This is a genomic window from Thermoleptolyngbya oregonensis NK1-22 (assembly GCF_032705245.1).
Taxonomy (GTDB): domain Bacteria; phylum Cyanobacteriota; class Cyanobacteriia; order Elainellales; family Elainellaceae; genus Thermoleptolyngbya; species Thermoleptolyngbya sichuanensis.
This window is the reverse complement of sequence record NZ_CP053540.1, coordinates 5,181,224-5,200,228: the sequence shown is the minus strand read 5'-3', so window position 1 is coordinate 5,200,228 and position 19,005 is coordinate 5,181,224. Positions and strand designations below refer to the sequence as shown.

13 protein-coding genes, 1 tRNA gene and 1 pseudogene are annotated in these 19,005 nt (G+C 59.3%); 3 read left to right on the top strand and 12 right to left on the bottom strand.

Going from position 1 to position 19,005, the window contains the following annotated elements; translation table 11 throughout:
• Positions 1–86: 86 nt before the first annotated feature.
• From HNI00_RS21615 to miaA, 6 genes are all read right to left on the bottom strand, one after another.
• Positions 87–3,626, bottom strand: coding sequence for an efflux RND transporter permease subunit (locus tag HNI00_RS21615; RefSeq protein ID WP_316789398.1), 3,540 nt, complete (start codon positions 3,624–3,626; stop codon positions 87–89).
• A 107-nt stretch (positions 3,627–3,733) separates the two neighbouring features.
• Positions 3,734–5,101, bottom strand: coding sequence for an efflux RND transporter periplasmic adaptor subunit (locus HNI00_RS21610; protein WP_316789396.1), 1,368 nt, complete (start codon positions 5,099–5,101; stop codon positions 3,734–3,736).
• 472 nt (positions 5,102–5,573) lie between these two features.
• Complete coding sequence (locus HNI00_RS21605; protein WP_316789394.1) at positions 5,574–6,464, bottom strand: PHP domain-containing protein; 891 nt, start codon at positions 6,462–6,464, stop codon at positions 5,574–5,576.
• Between the two features lie 28 nt (positions 6,465–6,492).
• Positions 6,493–7,968 (bottom strand): leucyl aminopeptidase, encoded by a 1,476-nt coding sequence (locus HNI00_RS21600; protein WP_316789392.1) that lies wholly within the window; start codon positions 7,966–7,968, stop codon positions 6,493–6,495.
• 145 nt (positions 7,969–8,113) lie between these two features.
• Positions 8,114–9,103, bottom strand: coding sequence for a hypothetical protein (locus tag HNI00_RS21595; protein WP_316789390.1), 990 nt, complete (start codon positions 9,101–9,103; stop codon positions 8,114–8,116).
• A 225-nt stretch (positions 9,104–9,328) separates the two neighbouring features.
• The gene (miaA, locus tag HNI00_RS21590) at positions 9,329–10,354 is read right to left on the bottom strand and encodes a tRNA (adenosine(37)-N6)-dimethylallyltransferase MiaA (RefSeq protein WP_316789388.1); all 1,026 of its coding nucleotides are present in this window, start codon (positions 10,352–10,354) and stop codon (positions 9,329–9,331) included.
• A 578-nt stretch (positions 10,355–10,932) separates the two neighbouring features.
• Between miaA and gyrB the strand changes: the two genes are divergently transcribed.
• Both gyrB and HNI00_RS22270 read left to right on the top strand, forming a co-directional pair.
• Complete coding sequence (gene gyrB, locus HNI00_RS21585; protein WP_297078731.1) at positions 10,933–12,870, top strand: DNA topoisomerase (ATP-hydrolyzing) subunit B; 1,938 nt, start codon at positions 10,933–10,935, stop codon at positions 12,868–12,870.
• Positions 12,871–12,985: 115 nt separating this feature from the next.
• Positions 12,986–13,213: pseudogene (locus HNI00_RS22270) on the top strand (response regulator); the annotation flags it as partial.
• 40 nt (positions 13,214–13,253) lie between these two features.
• Here the strand turns inward: HNI00_RS22270 and HNI00_RS21580 are convergent.
• A tRNA-Val gene (locus tag HNI00_RS21580) sits at positions 13,254–13,326 on the bottom strand.
• A 118-nt stretch (positions 13,327–13,444) separates the two neighbouring features.
• Here HNI00_RS21580 and HNI00_RS21575 point away from each other — a divergent pair.
• A complete protein-coding gene (locus HNI00_RS21575; RefSeq protein WP_316789386.1) occupies positions 13,445–14,032 on the top strand; it encodes a metal-binding protein in 588 nt (195 codons plus the stop codon).
• An 18-nt stretch (positions 14,033–14,050) separates the two neighbouring features.
• On the opposite strand, the gene HNI00_RS21570 is transcribed toward HNI00_RS21575, so the two are convergent.
• The 5 genes from HNI00_RS21570 to HNI00_RS21550 form a co-directional block, all read right to left on the bottom strand.
• Positions 14,051–15,223: an MSMEG_0565 family glycosyltransferase gene (locus tag HNI00_RS21570; protein WP_316789384.1), complete on the bottom strand. Its 1,173-nt coding sequence runs from the start codon at positions 15,221–15,223 to the stop codon at positions 14,051–14,053.
• Entirely contained in the window at positions 15,220–16,200 is a 981-nt protein-coding gene (locus tag HNI00_RS21565) for a sll0787 family AIR synthase-like protein (protein ID WP_316789382.1), read from the bottom strand. Before HNI00_RS21565 ends, HNI00_RS21570 begins: the two co-directional genes overlap by 4 nt.
• 4 nt (positions 16,201–16,204) lie before the next feature.
• On the bottom strand, positions 16,205–16,732 hold the full coding sequence (locus HNI00_RS21560) for an MSMEG_0567/Sll0786 family nitrogen starvation N-acetyltransferase (RefSeq protein WP_316789380.1): 528 nt from the start codon (positions 16,730–16,732) through the stop codon (positions 16,205–16,207).
• A 122-nt stretch (positions 16,733–16,854) separates the two neighbouring features.
• Positions 16,855–17,940 (bottom strand): MSMEG_0568 family radical SAM protein, encoded by a 1,086-nt coding sequence (locus HNI00_RS21555; RefSeq protein ID WP_316789378.1) that lies wholly within the window; start codon positions 17,938–17,940, stop codon positions 16,855–16,857.
• On the bottom strand, positions 17,885–18,940 hold the full coding sequence (locus HNI00_RS21550) for a Nit6803 family nitrilase (RefSeq protein WP_316789376.1): 1,056 nt from the start codon (positions 18,938–18,940) through the stop codon (positions 17,885–17,887). The genes HNI00_RS21555 and HNI00_RS21550 overlap by 56 nt, the downstream gene beginning before the upstream one ends.
• Between the last annotated feature and the right edge of the window lie 65 nt (positions 18,941–19,005).

The window sequence follows — 19,005 nt, the reverse complement described above, 5'->3', positions numbered from 1 at the left end:
CGGGTCAGGTCGTCGCAAGCTAAAAATTACGGAAAATTACGGATCGTTGCAACCCTGGCAGACCGGGGCTGGGCTAGCGTCTCTGCCTACTTGGTCAACGGCTGCTTGCGAGTCGATCCGCTGAGTTGCCGCAGCCGCTTTGCGCCCAGCGTTGCGCCTTTGGCCCAGGGCACTTCGTGCAGCAGTGTATAGAAGCTAGGGATGATAAACAGCGTCAGCAGCGTCGCCAGCGACAGACCAGAAAACACGACAATGCCCAGCGGCCGCAGGAATTCTGACCCTTCGCCAATGCCCAGCGCCAGCGGAAACATCCCCAGCACAGTGGTAATGGTGGTCATCAGGATGGGCTGGAGGCGCTGCGGCGCGGCTTGCAGCATGGCGCTGCGGTGGTCTAACCCTTGCTCTTCGCGGATTTGATTCGCCAGTTCTACCAAAATGATGGCGTTGTTGACCACGATGCCCACCAGCAGCACCGCGCCCACAATCACCGTCGCGCCGATCGCCGTTTGGGTCAAGAACAGGCCGAAAATGCCGCCCGCCAGCGCTAGGGGAACCGTCAGCATGATCACCAGCGGATCAACCAGCGAGTTGTATTGCACCGCCATCACCACAAACACCAGAAAGGCGGCCAGTCCTCCCAGCAGAATTAGGGATGAACGCACTTCCTGGGCGCTTTGGGCACTGGCGCTGGGCAGGCGGCTCACGCCTTCGGGCAGCGTCAATCCTGCCAGGATCGCGTCTGATTCGGCGATCGCATCGCTGAGGTTTGCGCCATCCACCAGGTTGCCTACGATTTGAACAATTTGTCGCTGGTTAATGCGCTGAATTTCTCCGGGCGCTTCGCCAGCCTCGATCCGCGCCACGTCGGCCAACCGCACAAGCTGTCTACCGCTCGTAAAGACGGGCAGTTGGGCAAGCTGGGCCGGGCGCTGGATGGCATTGTCGGCAAGCTGCACGCGGATATCCACCAGGCGATCGCCCCGCTGAAGTTGGGTCGGAACCGATCCGGTAATGGCGGTCTGAATCGTGTCGCCAATGTCTTCGGTGGAAAGTCCCAACTGCGAAGCCCGCTCCCAGTCTGGGCGCACCTGGATTTCGGGCTGTGCCTGATCCGCATCGGGGCGATAGCGGGCCTGCCTGGCCTGTGAATCGAGCGCCGCCAGCACTTCGCGCCCTGCCTGCTGTAGGGCACGGGTATCACTCCCCTGGAGCAGGATATCCACATCGGCCCCGCGCACAGGCGAGTTATTCACAATCAGCCCGCGCACCGATTCTGGACTCAGCCGCAGGCGCGTTCCCACCAGGTTTAGCCGATTCAGTTCGGCGGTCATCCGCTCAGTAAACTCAGCCACATTGGTTCCTCGCTTTAGGGTAATGGTGCTGGAGCCGCGCAGGGGGTTGGCGTTGGTATTTGTGCCAAACAGCGAACCGCCTGCGGTGGAAAAGAGATACTCCACTTCGGGCTGTTGCAGCAAAATTTGATCCGCTGCTGCCATCACTCGGCGATTGTCTTCCAGGGTTGTGCCGGGGGCAAACTGGGCGTTGAGCCGGGCCTGGCCCGTGTTGATGCGGGGCAGAATCTCCTGCGGCAACTGACCCGCCATCCAGAAGCTCGTGCCGCCAAACAGGGCGATCGCCAGCCCAATCACCACCAGCCGATGCCGCAGCACCCACGATAGCCCCCGCACATAGGTATGGGTCGCGTCGGCCAGTCGCGCTCGAAACGCCCGCAGCGGAGCCGAATCGCCCACCCGGCTCGACCAGCGCACCGCCAGCAGCCGCGAGGTCAGCATGGGCACCACCGTCAGCGCCACGATCAGCGAAGCCGCCACCGCAAAGCTAATGGTGAGAATCAACTGGCTAAACAGCAGCGAAAAGAAACCGCCAATCAGCAAAAAGGGCAACACAGACACTAGGTTGGTGGTTGTAGACGCGACTAGCGCCGACTCTAGCTGCTGGCTGGCTAGTTCCGCTTGCCGCAGGAGAAACGCCGTCGCGCTGACCCGTTTGCCTGTGCGTCCACGGGTCACATATTCAGCATCGCTGCTGGGGCCATAGTCGTGTCCACGGCTGGCATGAATCCCGTTGCCATCCCCATTCCCATTCCCGTTGCCGTTGCTATTTCCGATTCCATTCCCGTTGCCATGTCCATTGCCATTTCCATTGCCATTTCCATATCCATTGCTGGAACCGTGACCGTTGCCATGTCCATTGCCGTAACCGTAATCATGCCCGTCGCTGTTCGATTCATCCGGTATTTCCCCATCCTCGGTCGCGAAGTATTCAGCAGTCTCAATGCTGTTTACGGCGCGGCGACGCTTGGCGGCCTCTACGCCCTGCACGATGCTCTCCAGCATCACGATGGAGTTGTCCACCACAATGCCCACGCCCAGCGCCAGACCGCCTAGGCTAAACACATTCAGCGTCAGCCCGAAGGTGCCCATGAGCAAAATCGCAATCAGCGTGGCCAGAGGAATGGCGAATACGATGATCAGGGTTTGGCGGAGTGAGCCTAGAAACAGAAGAACGGCGATCGCCGCCAGCAGCGCCCCAATCAGTCCCGACATGGCCACGTTGGAAATCGAGTTGCGAATAAACCGCGACTCGTCCAGGGTGGTGCGAACCGCCATGCCCGTTGGGAAGAGTCCCGCTTGCTCCAGTTCTGCTAGCCGCTGCTTTACGCCTTCTACCACCGACACCGTATTGGCATCGGGCTGCTTTTGAATGCTGACCTTGACCGCCGGGTCGCCGTTCAGCGTCACAAAAATCCGCTGTTCCTCCGTGCCATCCACCACCTGCGCCACATCTCGCAGGTAGACGCGCCGCGCTTCTGGAAAACTGCTGGTCGATGCCTCGCCGCCAGACGCGCTGCTGGCCCCGTTCACGGGCAGCGACAGGTTCCGCAGTTCCTCTGCCGACTGGAACCGTCCGACGGTGCGGATCAGCACTTCTGCTTCCCCGCCTCGCAAGCGACCACCCGATACGTCCTGATTGCGCCCCCGCAGCGCGTTGAGCAGATCGGTCAAGCCCACGCCTAGCGCTTGCAGACGATTGATGTCTACATTGACCTGCACCTCTTCGCGCACGCCGCCCGACACATCTACACTAGCCACCCCCGGCACCACCGACAGTTCCCGTGCCAGTTCTTCGTCGGCAAACACGCGCAGATCAACCGACTGGAGCGAATCGGATGTCAGCGCAAACTCATACACCGGAAGCTGGGACGGGTCAAACTTGAAAATTCGCGGCTCTTGAATCGTGTTGGGCAATCGGCTGCGGGCGCGGTTGAAGGAAGCCGTTGCGTCGTTTAAGGCGCGATCGATATTGCCCCCAGGACGAAAGTAGAGGTCTACGCTGACCTGTCCCTCCCGCGTTTGGGAATAGATTTGCTGCACGCCATCGGTGGCCGAAAATGCCTGCTCCAGCGGTCGCGTAATCTCGTCTACCGCCACCTCTGGCGCAACCCCCGGCGCATCCACCCGCACCCCGATGCGCGGGTAGGTAATCGACGGCAGCAAATCCACCGGCAGCCGCACCAAGAAGAAAACTCCCAGGACGATGGCCGTCAGGGTAAGCATGAGCGTGCCGATGTGGCGGCGGATGGAGAGGGTGCTGAGGGAGGTCATGGGTGAGGGGGGGGAGAAGAGTGAAGAGAGAAGAGTGAAGAGAGAAGAACGAAGAGAGAAGAAGTTTCGTTTTTCGTTTTTCGTTTTTCGTTTTTTCCGTCCCTCCCTCACCCTTCAGACAGAATGCTTAACCGCACGGGCTGTCCGTCTTCTAGGGGGCGGCTGCTGCGGAGGACAAAGGATTCACCGAGCTGGAGGCCGGAGAGGATTTCGATGCGACCGTTAGCGCGATCGCCCACCTGCACGGGGCGAGCGACGGCTCTGGCTTCTGCACCATCGCCTTCCACCACAAACAGCACCGAGTCGTTGCCCTCGCCGCCTGCTTCCAGCGCCTCTTCGGGAATCACCACGCGGCCGGCTTGCCCTACCTGAAACTGCACTCGTGCCAGCAGTCCGCTTCCCAGTCGGCGGCTGCCGGAGTTGGGAATCACCACCTCCACGGGCACCAGACGAGAGGCAGGGTCGGCGGCGGGAGAAATGCGGCTGACGCGGCCTGCAAAGGGTTCATCGGGAAAGGCATCCAGTCGGACTTCAACAGCCTGGCCGACCCGGAGTTGCCCTAGGTCAAGCTCCGATACCTGCACGGCCACCTTGAGGGCGCTGAAGTCGCCAACCCTCAGCACTTCGTTGCCCGGTTGCACCAGGTTGCCCGGCTCCGTTAGCCGCTCCAAGACGATGCCCGTGAGGGGCGCGGTCAGCAGGCTGAAGGTCTGGCGTTCGCGGGTTTCGGCGACGGTGGCCTGCTGCGCCTGGACGCGGCGCTGGGCTGCCACGACCGCCTGTTCGCGAGTGCGGATGCGCTCTTGGGCAGAGCGAAACACCTGTTCCGCTGAAAGAGCAGCGGTTTTTGCCTGGTCTGCCTGCTGCTGGGAAATGGCTCCCTCAGCGGCCAGCTTTTGCAGGCGATCGCTGTCCATCCGGGCCTGCTGAAGCTCGACTTCGGACTGGGCCGCCTGGGCGCGGGCATCGCTCACTTCTGCCTGAGCCTGGGCCACCTGCGATTCCAGAGCGGCCAGTTCTGCCCGATCTTGGCTGACGGCGGCAGACAGCAGCCGACTATCCAACCGTCCCACTACTTCGCCCTCTCGCACCGAGTCGCCCACATCTACGCCCAACTCCAGGAGCCGCCCCTCTGCCTGCGATCGCAGCGATGCCTGCCGCACGGGTTGCGTTGTGCCTGTGTAGGTGGGCGCTTCTTGCAAGGCCCCAGAGCGGGCGATCGCCGTTTCCACCGAAGCCGGGCCGCCTTGCCCTGGCCCACCCGGCCCGCCGCCCGGTCGCCCGCCGCCGGGGCCGCCTGCCTGCCCTGGCTGGGCCTGCTGCGCCTGCGCCGTTTCCGAGGGAATGCGGCATCCGGCGATCGCCACTAGCCCCACCAGAGAACAGGCGAGAAACAGGGCAAGGTTTGAACCGCGAGGCGGACGACCGCCCTCCACAGGCTGACGATTCCAGAGAGACGAGAGAGAGCGCAGCATAAATATCAAGTTTGGGGACAATCAAGTTTGAGGACAGGGCTTGAGGGCAAAGTAGCTGGAGGCTAAAAGCGAATCTGAATCTTCTAGAGACTTGAAAGACTTGAAAGGCTTGAGGGAGGCGCTTCGCCAAACAGGGGCGGACAGGCGCGAAACCCAGGCGCAGAATTCCGGCTGGAGACTGCTGCGGAAGTCAGCGACGAGTCAGGGTTAGCAGAAGACCAGCGTGGGGCGAGAATTGGGCGAGAATTGGGCGTGAAGTTGGCGAATTACGGGCGGCTTGCAGAAAAAGCCTGAGCCGTGCAAACCCGGCGCATCAAGAGGGCATGGAGTGCGGGCGATCGCCTTCCGGCAGTCGTTACGCTTTGTAAACCTCGCCCTTACCATAGTATTAACTAGTATTAACTGCCTCATCATACCTGGGCAATCTACCTCTAGAGATATAGGAAGACCCGGAAACCCAGTCTGGGCGTGACTATTTTCCTATTGACCCGGATCTTGCCTCAAACTCGCAGGTCTGCGGAACAAGGGCTTGGGCAGCGCGTTGCAGCGGCAACAGCAGGCACAGCGGCAGGTTGAAGCGGTTGAGGAGATAGGGCTGGTCGGCAGACTCGCCGGGGCCGTGATAGTCGCTGCCGCCCGTTTTCAGCAGCGAATGGCGATCGCACAGGGCTGCCAGTCGCTCAATTTGACCAGGCGTATGGGACGGGTGATACACCTCCAAACCCATGAGTCCTGCATCCAGCAGCGCCGTCAGCGTCTCTTCTAGCGGCCCCCCACGAAACAGATGGGGATGCGCCCACACGGGCACTGCGCCGCACTCGCGCAGCAGACGCACTCCATCCGTCGCCAAAAACTTTTCGTATTGCACATAGGCAGGGCCGTCGTCCCCCAGAAACCGCTCAAAGGCTTCCTGCGCTGTTTGCACATAGCCTGCATCCACCAGCGCTTTGGCGATGTGGGGCCGGCCGGGAGCCATGCCCACACCCAGTTCCGGCATTTCAACGGGACAGCCCAAAGCGGCTAACTTGTCGAGGATTTGCTGGGCGCGGCGTTTGCGGCCGGCGATGTGGTCTTGCAGCACGGGCGCAAGCTGGGCCGGGTTGGGATAAAAGCCCAGCAGGTGCAAAGAGCGATCGCCCCAAACGGTACTCAGTTCTACGCCAGGGACGATTTCGAGAGAATGGTCTAAAGCATGGTCTAAAGCCCACTGGCGGGCAGCGGCGATCGCCTCTTCCCAGCCCGCCAGCGTGTCGTGGTCGGTAATTGCCAGCGCCCGCACGCCCGCTGTCACCGCTGCTTGCACCAGTTCCGCTGGGGTCAGCGTTCCGTCGGAATAGGTGGTGTGGCAGTGCAGTTCCAGCATGGCGATTGGGCAGAAGGACTCCCGTGGCTTAGCTCAGCACCCAGTTCACCAGCGTCCGCACTGCGAAGCCAGTGCCGCCCGCATTGTTATAGCCACTGTCTTTGTCGATCCACACGGGGCCGGCCACGTCCAGATGTGCCCAGGGCGTGTCTTTCACAAACTGCTTCAGGAAGAGCGCCGCCGTGATCGCGCCGCCTGCGCGTGGGCCCGTGTTCTTCATGTCGGCCACCACCGACTTCATGCCGTCGAAGTATTTTTCCTCCAGCGGCATTCGCCAGAACTTTTCGCCTGCGGGTTCTGCCGCCGCCAGGATGGCCGCCGCCAGTTCGTCACTAGGACTCCACAGACCGGCCATGTCTTCGCCCAGCGCCACAATACACGCGCCCGTCAGCGTCGCCAGATCGACGATCGCATCTACGCCCAGCTTTTCGGCAAACACCAGCGCATCCGCCAGCGTCAGCCGTCCTTCGGCATCGGTGTTGTTGATTTCAATCGTCTTGCCATTGGAGGCGGTGAGGATATCGCCAGGGTGCATGGCGTGGCCGCTGATCATGTTTTCCGTGACCGCGCTGATAAAGTGGACTTCTACATCCGGCTGAATCTGGGCGATCGCCTTGGCCGCGCCAAAGGTGGCCGCCGCGCCGCCCATGTCGGTTTTCATCATTTCGATGCCGCTGCCTGCGCCCTTGATGTTTAGCCCGCCGCTGTCAAAGGTAAGTCCCTTGCCAACGATGGCCAGCTTCTTGCGGGGCGTGCCTGCGGGCCGGTAGGTCATGTGGATAAACTTGGGCGGCAGGTCAGATGCTTTGGCCACGCCCAAAAACGCGCCCATGCCGAGTTTTTCGCATTCGGCCTGCTCCAGAATTTCGATCTCCAGCCCATATTCGCGGGCGATCGCCTCTGCCGTTTCCGCCATCGTAATCGGCGTGACGATATTGGCCGGAGCGCTCACCAGTTCCCGCGCCAGGATTACGCCCAGCGAAATCTGACGGGCCCGAGTCAGCGCAGCGTCCTGCCCTTCTAGCCCCAGCAGGTCTACTCGCTCTAGCGGGGGCGCTTTTTTGTCATCCTCGCCCGATTTGAAGCGGCTATCCTGATGCAGGGTGAGTTCAATTCCTTCGGCGATCGCCTGTGCCGTTGCGCTGGCATCCTGATTCCACAGCGGCAGACTCAGGCCCAGCGTCTTTGCCTTTTCGCGCTTGGCCAGCCGCGCCACCGCCGCCGCGGCCCGCCGCAGCCCGTCCAGCGTCAGAGTCTCGGCCTTGCCCAGCCCCACCACGCCAACTTTTCGCACCGGACTGTTTGACCCGACGCGGGCTGCCGCGCTGCTCTCTGGCTTGCCCTTAAACTCGACTTCGGCAATGAGTTCTTGTAGCGTGCCGGCCAGCTTTTCGTCCAGCGCTGCCAGGTCGCCGCCCAGGTCTATGCCGTCTTCAAACAGACCCACCACCAGCAGATCGCCTGACCATTCCAGCAGTGACGTATTAATCCCTCGCAGCTCCATCGTGCCCTACTTTTCTAGTTGTTCTAAAGTGTTCTAAGATTTCTCTCCAGTATTGCGTAATTTGCAGGCGGTGGCTCAGGGAATTGGGACGTGAGACAACGGAGTCATGCAGGAACCGCGCCGCGCTCCGCATCGCAATACGTCATCAGCCCCCCGCTCTCACGGTTGCCAAAATCGTCTGGGCGACCTGCTTGCTGTTCCAATAGCTGCCGTGGGCGCTGCCGCCGTTTGCCAGGGAGAGGAAGGTGCTTTTGAAAGGACTGGCAACCCACTCCATTGGGCCGCCGCCGCTGGTTAGCACGTCTTGAATGTTCAAGTAGTCTGCTTTTGCCCCCTGGGGTGCGAGCAGTTGCGGGATCACGGTAGCCAGCGGATAGGCAATCGGGTCGCCAGGGTGGGCGTAGTTTTTCCAGGGGAGGGGACGCTGGCGCTGCTGATAGAGCGCAGCCAGAAACTTCTCCAGTCCTAGCGTGATGTCGTGGGTAAATACAGTTCGCGTTTCCTGAATCGTGAGCGTCGCAGGGGCCATCTCCTCGCGCTTGAGGTTGATCAGGTTGGCCAGGGCAATGGGGGAACCCATCGTGTGGATGCTGGTGATGGGAATGCCGTCGGCCAGGTTGGGTTCCACGCCAAAGAGCGCACTGCGGATGGTTTGTACGTCTTGATAGCCAGGGATTTTGGAGTCGTCCCAGCGGCCGGCGAAGAGAATGTCGAACAGGATGACCGTGCCCCAACTGTGGGTGATGAGGTGGAGGCGATCGCCCGTCTGTCGATTTGCCAGAAATTGCAGCGATTGGGCCAGCAGCAGCTTTGCCACTTCTGAGCCGATGTAGCGGCTGATGTAGAGGGCCGCGTCGCCCATGAAGGGAATAATCCGCGTTTCGCGGAAGTCTCGGAACCAGAATTTCGACCAGTCGGGCGATCGCGCAAACAGGTCTTTTAGCTCGGCCTCTGCCTGCTTCATCAGGCTATACCATTGCAACTCCTGCATTTTGAGCGTGAGGGGGCTGGCAGCCGCCTGGTTGAGCCGGGTGATCTGGTGAATCAGGGGTTCCGCGTAGTTGGCGCTGTCTGCATCGGCCCGCTGGGGGCGAACGTTCACGCCATGCACAAACAGCAGATAGTCGGTGGCCATGGGGCAAGCCTCCCGCCCAAGAACGCTCCCAACCTAGCACAGCCGCTTTACAGCGTTGCTGAATATTGCAAAGGATTCACAGAGCTTGCAGCGCAGATCGAAAGTTGGGATTAGTCGATTTTAGATTTTGGATTTTAGATTTTGGATTTGCGATTTTGGGGTGCGAATCTAGCGTCTGCGGGGCTTCCAGCCATTGTTGCCTAGTTTCGCTTAGAAGAATGAATCTCAGGCTTGGGCGGAGAGCGTTGCCATAAACTGCTGAATCTGGGCCCAGACGCGCTCGACCAGTTCTGGATCTTCGGTGTCGAACCAGTGGATGGACGGATCAGCGCGAAACCAGGTGCGCTGGCGTTTGGCAAACTGGCGCGTGTGCAGGGCGGTGAGGGCGATCGCCTCCGCCAGCGACACCTCACCCGCCAAATATTGCCGCATTTCCCGATAGCCCAGCGTATCCAGCAGCGGCAACTCCGCGCCGTATTTCGCCACTAGACCCGCCACTTCGTCTACAAAGCCCTGGTTCACCATCTGCACGGTGCGTTTTTGGATGCGCTGCATCAGCGGGTCGGGATCGCCCTTGGCTGCGGGAGCCAGACAGTCCAGCCCGATTTGCAAAATGGGGTAGGCGGGCGGCTGTTCGCCCTGCTGCGCCGACATGGGACGACCCGTGACATAAAACACTTCGAGCGATCGCAGCGTCCGCACCTGATCATGGGGGTGAATTTTATGGGCAGATGCCGGGTCTACCTGCTTCAGCAGGTCATAGCAGAAGGGCTGCCCCAGCCTGGTCAACTGCGATCGCAGGTCTGGCTGGGGAGCTACCTGGGGAATGCGGAGACCCCGCGTGATGGCGCGGATATAGAGGCCCGTGCCGCCCACCAGGAAGGGGGTTGAGGCGCTGGGGGCAGGTTCTCCAGCATTCCCAACCTCTGACACGCTGATGGTTTCTTGCCCGCGATGGCAGGCTTCAATCAACTCGGTGGCTTGCTGCTGATACTCGGCGACCGTGAGCGTGTGCGTGGGGTCACAAATATCTAATAAATAGTGCGGAACTTGCTGCTGTTCTTGAGAAGAAGGTTTTGCAGTGCCGATATCAAATTCGCGATACACTTGGCGGGAGTCGGCGTTGAGAATTACGCCGTTGAGCCGAGGCGCTAGATTTAGCGCCAGACCCGACTTTCCGGTGGCTGTGGGCCCACAGATTACGATTAAAATGGGGAAAGATGAGTTTAGTACAGGGGTATTATAATGCAAGGTGGGAAGTTGGGAATGTAGCAGCCTGAAAATGAATGATGGTGAACCTTCTGGCTAGATTTGGAGAGTGATTTCGATGGTGCAATCGCGATCAGGGCGATCGCCCCTCAGCCATCTCAGCCACAGGGGTCTGAAGCACTGCTCAATTCAGGCAAACCACAGACAACACCAAGGGCACCCAAAGAAGCATCGAAGAAGCCTCAAAAAGGAAATCTGGATTGCCAAGTCAAACCTTGCTCCTGCTGCCCCTGGAAGCGCATCTAAGCCTTTTGTGCTATAATTTTGGACAGATTTGGTGTTTCTGCGTCTGGTTGAGCTTTGAAGTCAATTTATTGGGCGATCGCCACAGACAGGCAATCCCTATTTTAGACCAGCGCGTCTTAGACCCGTTCACCGGAAGCGGCACACCCGCCCAATCAGCAGATCATCAGTGAACTGTTCAGTGAACGATTAGGAAGCTGTCAGTAAACCATCAGGAAGCCTGCTCGATTCGGTTCATGACCTGCTCAGTTTATAAATTCTCTCTAGAAATTCTCTCTAGGTTTCTCTATTAAGCTAACGTTTGGAGCGCTTCATCCATGACGACCAACTACGATGCCGAACAAATTCAAGTCCTAGAGGGCTTGGAAGCCGTTCGCAAGCGTCCGGGGATGTATATCGGCAGCACGGGGCCGCGGGGGCTGCATCACTTGGTCTACGAGGTGGTGGATAACTCGGTAGACGAAGCGCTAGCTGGCTATTGCAAACATATCCAGGTCACCCTCAACGCAGATGGATCAGTCACGGTAACTGACGACGGTCGGGGCATTCCTACAGGCATTCACCCGCGCACGGGCAAATCGGCCCTGGAGACGGTGCTGACGATTCTGCACGCAGGCGGCAAGTTTGGCCAGGGCGGCTATAAAGTGTCGGGTGGTCTGCACGGCGTGGGCATTTCGGTGGTGAATGCGCTGTCGGAATGGGTAGAGGTCACGGTCTGGCGCGACAAGAAAGTGCATAAGATGCGCTTTGAGCGGGGTCTCACCAAAGGCGAGATGGACATTCAGCCTTACAAAGAGAACCGCACAGGCACGTCTGTCACCTTTATGCCCGATATTGCAATCTTTACCACGGGCATCGAGTTTGACTACAACACGCTGGCAGGTCGTCTGCGGGAGCTGGCGTATCTGAATGCGGGCGTAGAAATTACCTTTACCGACAATCGCCTGGAACTGCTGAAAAGCGACGAGCCGCGAGTCGAAACCTACCACTATGCGGGCGGCATTCGGGAATACGTGGAATATATGAACCACGAAAAGCAGCCGCTCCACGAAGAGATTATCTACGTGCAGGGTGAGCGCAACAACGTAGAAGTGGAGGTGGCGCTGCAATGGTGCGTGGATGCGTATTCCGATAACCTGCTAGGCTTTGCCAACAACATCCGCACGGTAGACGGCGGGACGCACCTAGAGGGGCTAAAGGCAGTGCTGACGCGGACGATGAATGCGATCGCCCGCAAACGCAACAAGCTGAAAGAATCCGACTCTAATCTGGCGGGTGAAAATGTCCGCGAGGGCTTGACGGCCGTGATCTCCGTCAAAGTGCCTGACCCTGAGTTTGAAGGACAGACAAAAACCAAGCTGGGCAATACGGAAGTGCGCGGCATTGTGGATACGCTAGTGGGCGAGGCCCTGAGCGAGTACCTCGACTTTCGCCCCAACGTAGCCGACGCGATTCTCGAAAAAGCAATCCAGGCCTTCAACGCGGCAGAGGCAGCGCGGCGGGCAAGGGAACTGGTGCGCCGCAAGTCGGTGCTGGAATCTTCCACCTTGCCGGGTAAGTTAGCAGACTGTAGCTCTCGCGATCCGGGCGAGTCAGAAATTTTCATTGTGGAAGGCGACTCGGCGGGCGGCTCTGCCAAGCAAGGGCGCGATCGCCGCTTTCAGGCCATCCTGCCGCTGCGGGGTAAGATCCTCAATATTGAAAAAACAGACGATGCCAAGATCTACAAAAACACGGAGATTCAGGCGCTGATTACGGCGCTGGGTCTGGGCATCAAGGGCGAAGAGTTTGACGCATCGCAACTGCGCTATCACCGCATCATCATCATGACGGACGCAGATGTGGACGGCGCACACATCCGCACCCTGCTGCTCACGTTTTTCTATCGCTATCAGCGAGCAATGGTGGATCAAGGCTATGTCTACATCGCCTGCCCGCCGCTCTACAAGATCGAGCGCGGCCGCAACCACTACTACTGCTACAGCGATCGCGAACGGGATCAGCTCATTGCCAGCTTCCCCGAAAACGCCAAAGTGGAAACTCAGCGCTTCAAAGGTCTGGGCGAAATGATGCCGCAGCAGCTTTGGGACACCACCATGAACCCCGACAGCCGGACGCTCAAGCGCGTAGAAATTGAAGATGCTGCCGAAGCCGACCGCATCTTTACCGTGCTAATGGGCGATCGCGTGGCCCCTCGCCGCGAGTTCATTGAAACCTACGGCCCGAAGCTCAACCTTACTGACCTGGATATTTAGGTTTTTTGGATACTTAGGGTTTTGGCTTGCAGCTTATCTTTGGTGCTGTAGGGGCGACTCAGCACAGAGGTGGTCATTAGCTAATTCCCTGTAAACGGTTCTCACTCCGTCTTGCCATGCTGTGGATGCTGTCAGAGATGGAGAAACGGCACAATGGCTGATGTTTGAGAAAAGGCGTATGACCTGCTGATTCTGGACTGGATGCTTCCTCGTGTCAGCGGTCTGGCGCTTTGTCAGAGCTATCGGGCCGCAGGCGAAACTGCGCCAATTCTGATGATTACTGATGATTACTGTCGGCTATACGACGGCTGATGAAGTATTGGGTCTGGATGCAGCAGCCAATCCATAGCAAGTACCAAAACCAGCAAGCACTAAAACCAATATGGGCGGTACTGGACTCGAACCAGTGACATCCTGCTTGTAAGGCAGGCGCTCTACCAACTGAGCTAACCGCCCGACGAAAGCACTGCGATGCAGCATTGCTTCATCGACCACGAGAATCGATTATAGCAGAATTCGCAACACCTGCTAGGATTCATAACAGTATTTCTGTTCTGCAATTCTGGCAAACGCCATGCCGTCGGGCCGTACACACGATCGCATTACCCTCTGGACCCTGCCTGTGGTGGGCGGGCTGGCGCTGGGGCTGACGCGCAGCAGCAGCCTGACGCTGATTTTGTGTGCGGGTTTTTTGGCAGGCGGGCTGCTGTTTGGGCCCGATTTGGATATTCACTCGGTACAGTTCAAGCGGTGGGGCTGGTTTCGGTGGATTTGGATTCCCTACCGGGGCAGCCTAAAGCATCGCTCGCCCCTCTCGCACGCGCCCATCACTGGAACCGTGGTGCGGATTCTGTATCTACTGGCATGGGTAGGGGCGGCCAGCTTTTTCGGACTGGCGCTGCTGAATCAAATCTGGCAGCTTGGCTGGACGTGGGGCGACATTGGTGGCGTGATGGGGCGATCGCTCCAAACACACGCCTGGGCCTGGCTGGCGTTTTGCGGCGGGCTGGAGTTGGGAGCGCTGAGCCACTACGCCGCCGACTATTTCGTGTCCAGCAGCAAGCGGTTTAAGACGCAGGGCTGGCGGGCGTTTTTGCCCAAGACACCAAAATCTAGGAAATCGAAACAACGCACGACTCGTTCCCGAAAACGGCGATCCTGAGCTGATGGCGTTGTCAGCTTATGGCTTTGCCCGGAGCAGCTTGCGATAAGCCGCCACATGCAGGTGAGCAGAGCGCTCCCAGGTATAGTGCTGGAGAATGGGCTGACTGGCCCGGACGAGGCGCTGGGCAACGGCGGGTTGGCTGAGTTCTAGCATCCCCTGGGCGATCGCCCCCACATCCTCAGGGTCAACCAGCACCGCCTGTCCAGTGGTGAGAAATTCGGTAAAGGGCGGACGGTTTGCCGTGAGAACGGGCAGCCCAGTGGCGATCGCCTCCAGCACGACTAAACCCCAGCCTTCTTTGGTGGAAGGAAACACAAACGCATCGGCGCTGCGGTAGAGGGCGGGTAGGTCTGCATCTGAAACCACACCGGGCAAGACGAGCGATCGCCCAATTTCGATTTCCAACGCCTGTACCCGCGCAAAGAACTCATCTCGATAGGACTGATAGTCAAACAGCGTCGCACCGCCCGCAATCACGAGTTGCGCGTGGGGCTGATCAGATAAAACCTGAGCAAAGGCCTTGAGTAAGAGAATAGAATTCTTGCGGGGTTCGATGCCGCCGACGGTTAGGTAGATAGGGGAGCCGTGTAGCCCAAAGGTTTGCTTGATCTGGGCTTGGCGAACCGTGGAAACGGGAGAAAAGCGATCGCCCTTCACGCCATTGATCACGCGATCGGGACGGATCTGATACTGCTGCTGAACCGCTTGCTGCCAATGCTGGCTGACGCAGAGACACAGATCGGGACGGTCAATGGAGCGATCCTGACATTCCCGCAGGTATGGACTGTTGTATGCCTCGACATGGTGAACGGTTCGCACGACGGAGGGAATCTTGCCCTGATCTCGCAGGAGAATGAGCGCATTTGCAGTGATACAGTCCTGGGCATGATAGATGTCATGCGAACCATCTTGAAGAGGGTCATTGTCCAAAAAAGTCACAACTTCTTGAATGCGCTGGCGAATTAAGTCATCCACGCCTCCCTGCACGGACAGAGCAGGAATCAGATGATAGGAACAGGATAGGTTTCGACCAAACCCTTGACCCTCTTTATCCAGCGCGTAGACACAGACGATATGCCCCTGCTGATGCAGCGCCTCTGCCAGTTCCAGCGTGTGGATAACGCTGCCTCTGGGGCGAGTGGAATAGGTGAACAGGGCAATTCGCAGGGGGCGATTGGGGTGAATCATGGGGGCGAGAATCCGGTGAGGGGCTGCTGGGCAAAATCCCAGAACGTGACGGATTCTCCCTGAGAACGCAGAACGAGTTGCGTTGTGGGCTGAATTTCGCCAATAATTTGACACGCTAGATGGCGATCGCCAAACTGTCGCTGCACGGTTTCGACTCGCTCCGGCCGCACGCTGAGTAAGAATCCGTAGCTAGGAAAGCACGTCAGCCACCAGTCCAGCGCAATGTTACGGGGCGGCACAATGGCATCCAGGTCGATTGCCGCGCCGCAGCCGGAGGTTTCCAGCAGCATTAGCGCAGTGCCGATCACGCCGCCGTTGCTGATGTCTTTGGCCGTGTCGCAGAGGCCCGCTTCGGCAAGCTGGGGCAACAGTTCCAGATCGGCGCGGAGGCGGGCAGGGTCGGCATCGGTGCTGGCGTTCCAGAAGGGATAGCGGGGATGGGCTTTGCCGCGCTGATCCACGACCATCAAGAGGCGATCGCCTGGTGTTGCCGAAAAGCTGGTCAGCAGGACGCGCGATCGCCCCAAAATCGCCACGCCAAGGGCGTTGTAAACACTGTGGCAGTTGGTGTGTCCGCCGACGATGGGAACCTGATACGCGGCGGCGGCCGCCTTCATGCCGTCGATCAGCGGCTGGCTGCGCTCGGCAGACTGGCTCCAGAGCGTGTCTACCACGGCAATCGGGCGGCCGCCCATTGAGTACACATCGCTGACGTTTACCATAACCGCAGACCAGCCCGCAAACCAGGGGTCGTTTTCCACGAAAACCGGCATCATGCCCTCCGCCGCCAGCAGCAGATAGCCGTCGCCATCGGGAATCGCGGCGCAGTCGTCACCCAGGAGAATACGGGGCGCATCCAGACGAAACGAATGGGCGATCGCCTGGATGTCTTGCTTGTGCAAAATGCCCAGGGATTCTCTCAGCTTTTTCACTCGCGTTTGAAACTGTCCTGTTGGAAACTGCCCTGCTTCGCTCACGTGCCTAGCTCGCCCGCTCGTACTGCACCGTGCTGTAGAGATTGTAGGGCATTGCAGGCCGCACCTCGGTTCCGGCCGGGTAATGGTGCAAATCAGCCTCCATGAGATGGTGGGGGCGATCGCACAGGGTCAGTTCCTCCAGAGTTTGCCAGTGCAACCGCTGAAAGAAGCGCACGTTTTGCAGTTGCACCGTTGCCAAAAACCGTTGGCAGCCCCAAGTGTGGGCGGTGGTGACTGCTTTGTAAATCAGCCCTTTGCCAATCTGCCAGCCGCGCCGATAGTCGGGATGTGTGCCCAGCCGCCCGCCATACCACAGCCCCGGTTCGGGTTCATAGATGCGGACAATGCCGACGACTTGGTCTGTTGCATTTTCAATCGCAATGATGGGATAGGCGATATCGTCAATGCTATCTACGTCGCTATCTTGAAACAAGCCCTGCTCTGTGCAAAAGATCATGCGGCGCAGGTTGAAATATTCGTTCACTTCCTGGGGCGATCGCGCCAGTTCAAAGTGATATCGATTACCGTCCATACTGCGTTCCTGGGGATGTGATTTTGGGGTTTGGATTTTGGATTTTGGGTGTCGTTTGATGTGTGAATGTGATGTGTGAGTGCTGTTTACTCGAAGGGGGTTACTCGACGGTGAACAGGGGGTTACTCGAAGGTGGACAGTGCTGAGCAAGCGCCACACTTTCCACATCCGGCCTTCATGTCGCGGGAGGACAATCCGGCTTGCCGCAGCAGTGCGCCGACCTGCTGATAGACCGCCATCATGAATTCGCTGCTGGGTGCAGGATGTTGGGCCAGCGGCGTTCCGGTAATCGGCACAAACGGCACAACGAACGGATATACGCCAAGCTGGATGAGGCGATCGCACCCCTGCACCAACGCTTCTACGGTGTCGCCCAGTCCTGCCAGCAGATAGGTGCTGACCTGCCCTCGACCAAACACCTGAATCGCCGCTTCAAACGCCCGGAAGTAATAGTCCACGGGCACGTCTGCTTTTCCGGGCATAATGCGGGCGCGAACCTCCGGCGTAATCGCCTCCAGGTGCATTCCCAGGCTGTCTACGCCCGCTGCGTGCAGCTTGGCAAACCAGGCAAAGTCGTCTGGCGGTTCGCACTGGGCTTGAATCGGCAAATCCACCCGCTGCTTTACCGCCCGCGCACACTCCGCCAGGTACGCCGCGCCGCGATCGTCCGTGTTGGGTGTGCCCGTTGTCATCACCATGTGACGCACGCCGTCTAGGCGCACGGCCGCTTCGGCCACTTCGGCAAGCTGGGCGGGCGTTTTGCGGGCGATGGTGCGGCCAGCCTCTAGCGACTTTTCAATGGCGCAAAACTGGCAAACGGTGGAGTCGTCTCGATAGCGGCGACAGGTTTGCAGCACCGTCGTCGCCAGCACGTCGTGACTGTGCAGCAGGGCAATTTTCCAGTAGGGAATGCCGTCGGCGGTGGATAGCCCATAAAACTTGGGCTGTTGGGGAAAATGCAGCGGGGCGATCGCCTCGCCATCCACGCGCAGCAGGGGCAAATCGGCGGGGTCGTCCAGAGACACAGAGAAGGGCGATCGCGCCGCCGTGTCCGTAAACACAGGCACCATTACGGTCGTGCCGTCCACGGTCACCGCCTTATGATCCGACGGGCCCGCGCCGCCTCTGCGCCCCGATGCCCCCACGCGGTCTTCAACCAGCTTCAGCCCCTGAGACTGAAGCGCCGTAATCAACTGCTGTTTGTTCATGAATCCTATGGTTCGTCGTGAAAGAGCCAGCCTCGGCAGACAGCGGATCGGGCAGCGCCGATGCGCCGTGATTATCCTGCATGACTGACCAAGCGCTGGCGTTGAGATGGAGTTGCAGCAGGTCGGGGCGAGCATAATGGCCCACCGAGTCCATCATTCGCTTGCGCTTGGTGATGAGGGAGAAGTCTAAATCGGCGATCGCCATTCCTTCGCCTTCGGTAATTGGCGGGCACAGCGGTACGCCTTCGGGACTGATAATTGCCGTGTAGCAGCCGCCCGTCAGCACCTTTTGTAGCTTTTCGTCGGGCGTGATTTGGGCGATTTGCTCCGGCAACAGCCAGCCCGTTGCGTTCACCACAAAGCAGCCCGCCTCCAGCGCATGGTGGCGAATCGTGACCTCCATCTGGTCAGCAAAGATTTGCCCCACCATCGAGCCAGGAAACTGGGCACAGTGGATCTGCTCGTGCTGCGCCATCAGAGCGTATCGCGCCAGGGGATTGTAATGCTCCCAGCAGGCCAGCGCCCCCAGGCGACCCACTGCCGTCTCCAGCACCGTCAGCCCTGCGCCGTCGCCCTGCCCCCACACCATCCGCTCGTGATAGGTCGGCGTAATCTTGCGCCGCTTCAGCAGCAAGGTTCCGTCTGCATCAAACACCAACTGCGTGTTGTACAGCGAACCGCCGTCGCGCTCGTTGACCCCCAGCACCACCACGATGCCGTAGGAGCGGGCAGCCCGGCTAACGGCATCCGTGACGGGGCCGGGCACGAGGACTGCCTCTTCGTATAGCCGCATGTGTTCCTTGCCCATCAGCACGGGCGGCTGCACAAAGGAAAAGTAGGGGTAATACGGAACGAAGGTTTCAGGAAAGACAACCAGTTGGGCCCCCGCCTGAGCGGCCTGGGCGATCGCCTGCAACACCTTCTCTGTTGTGCCTTCCCGACTGAATAAAACCGGACTGATTTGAACCGCTGCCGCTCGAACCGTGCGGGAATAATCCATCACTGTTCACCTCGTTTAATTGCTGCAAGAAGGCAGGAGCGCTGCACAATACTCAACCAGCGCCA

Bases quoted from the DNA above. Each gene is read 5' to 3' on its own strand.
- HNI00_RS21550 (WP_316789376.1), bottom strand. From the start codon at position 18,940: ATGGATTATTCCCGCACGGTTCGAGCGGCAGCGGTTCAAATCAGTCCG.
- HNI00_RS21615 (WP_316789398.1), bottom strand. From the start codon at position 3,626: ATGACCTCCCTCAGCACCCTCTCCATCCGCCGCCACATCGGCACGCTC.
- HNI00_RS21610 (WP_316789396.1), bottom strand. From the start codon at position 5,101: ATGCTGCGCTCTCTCTCGTCTCTCTGGAATCGTCAGCCTGTGGAGGGC.
- HNI00_RS21600 (WP_316789392.1), bottom strand. From the start codon at position 7,968: ATGGAGCTGCGAGGGATTAATACGTCACTGCTGGAATGGTCAGGCGAT.
- HNI00_RS21570 (WP_316789384.1), bottom strand. From the start codon at position 15,223: ATGATTCACCCCAATCGCCCCCTGCGAATTGCCCTGTTCACCTATTCC.
- gyrB (WP_297078731.1), top strand. From the start codon at position 10,933: ATGACGACCAACTACGATGCCGAACAAATTCAAGTCCTAGAGGGCTTG.
- HNI00_RS21555 (WP_316789378.1), bottom strand. From the start codon at position 17,940: ATGAACAAACAGCAGTTGATTACGGCGCTTCAGTCTCAGGGGCTGAAG.
- HNI00_RS21595 (WP_316789390.1), bottom strand. From the start codon at position 9,103: ATGGCCACCGACTATCTGCTGTTTGTGCATGGCGTGAACGTTCGCCCC.
- HNI00_RS21560 (WP_316789380.1), bottom strand. From the start codon at position 16,732: ATGGACGGTAATCGATATCACTTTGAACTGGCGCGATCGCCCCAGGAA.
- HNI00_RS21605 (WP_316789394.1), bottom strand. From the start codon at position 6,464: ATGCTGGAACTGCACTGCCACACCACCTATTCCGACGGAACGCTGACC.
- HNI00_RS21575 (WP_316789386.1), top strand. From the start codon at position 13,445: ATGCCGTCGGGCCGTACACACGATCGCATTACCCTCTGGACCCTGCCT.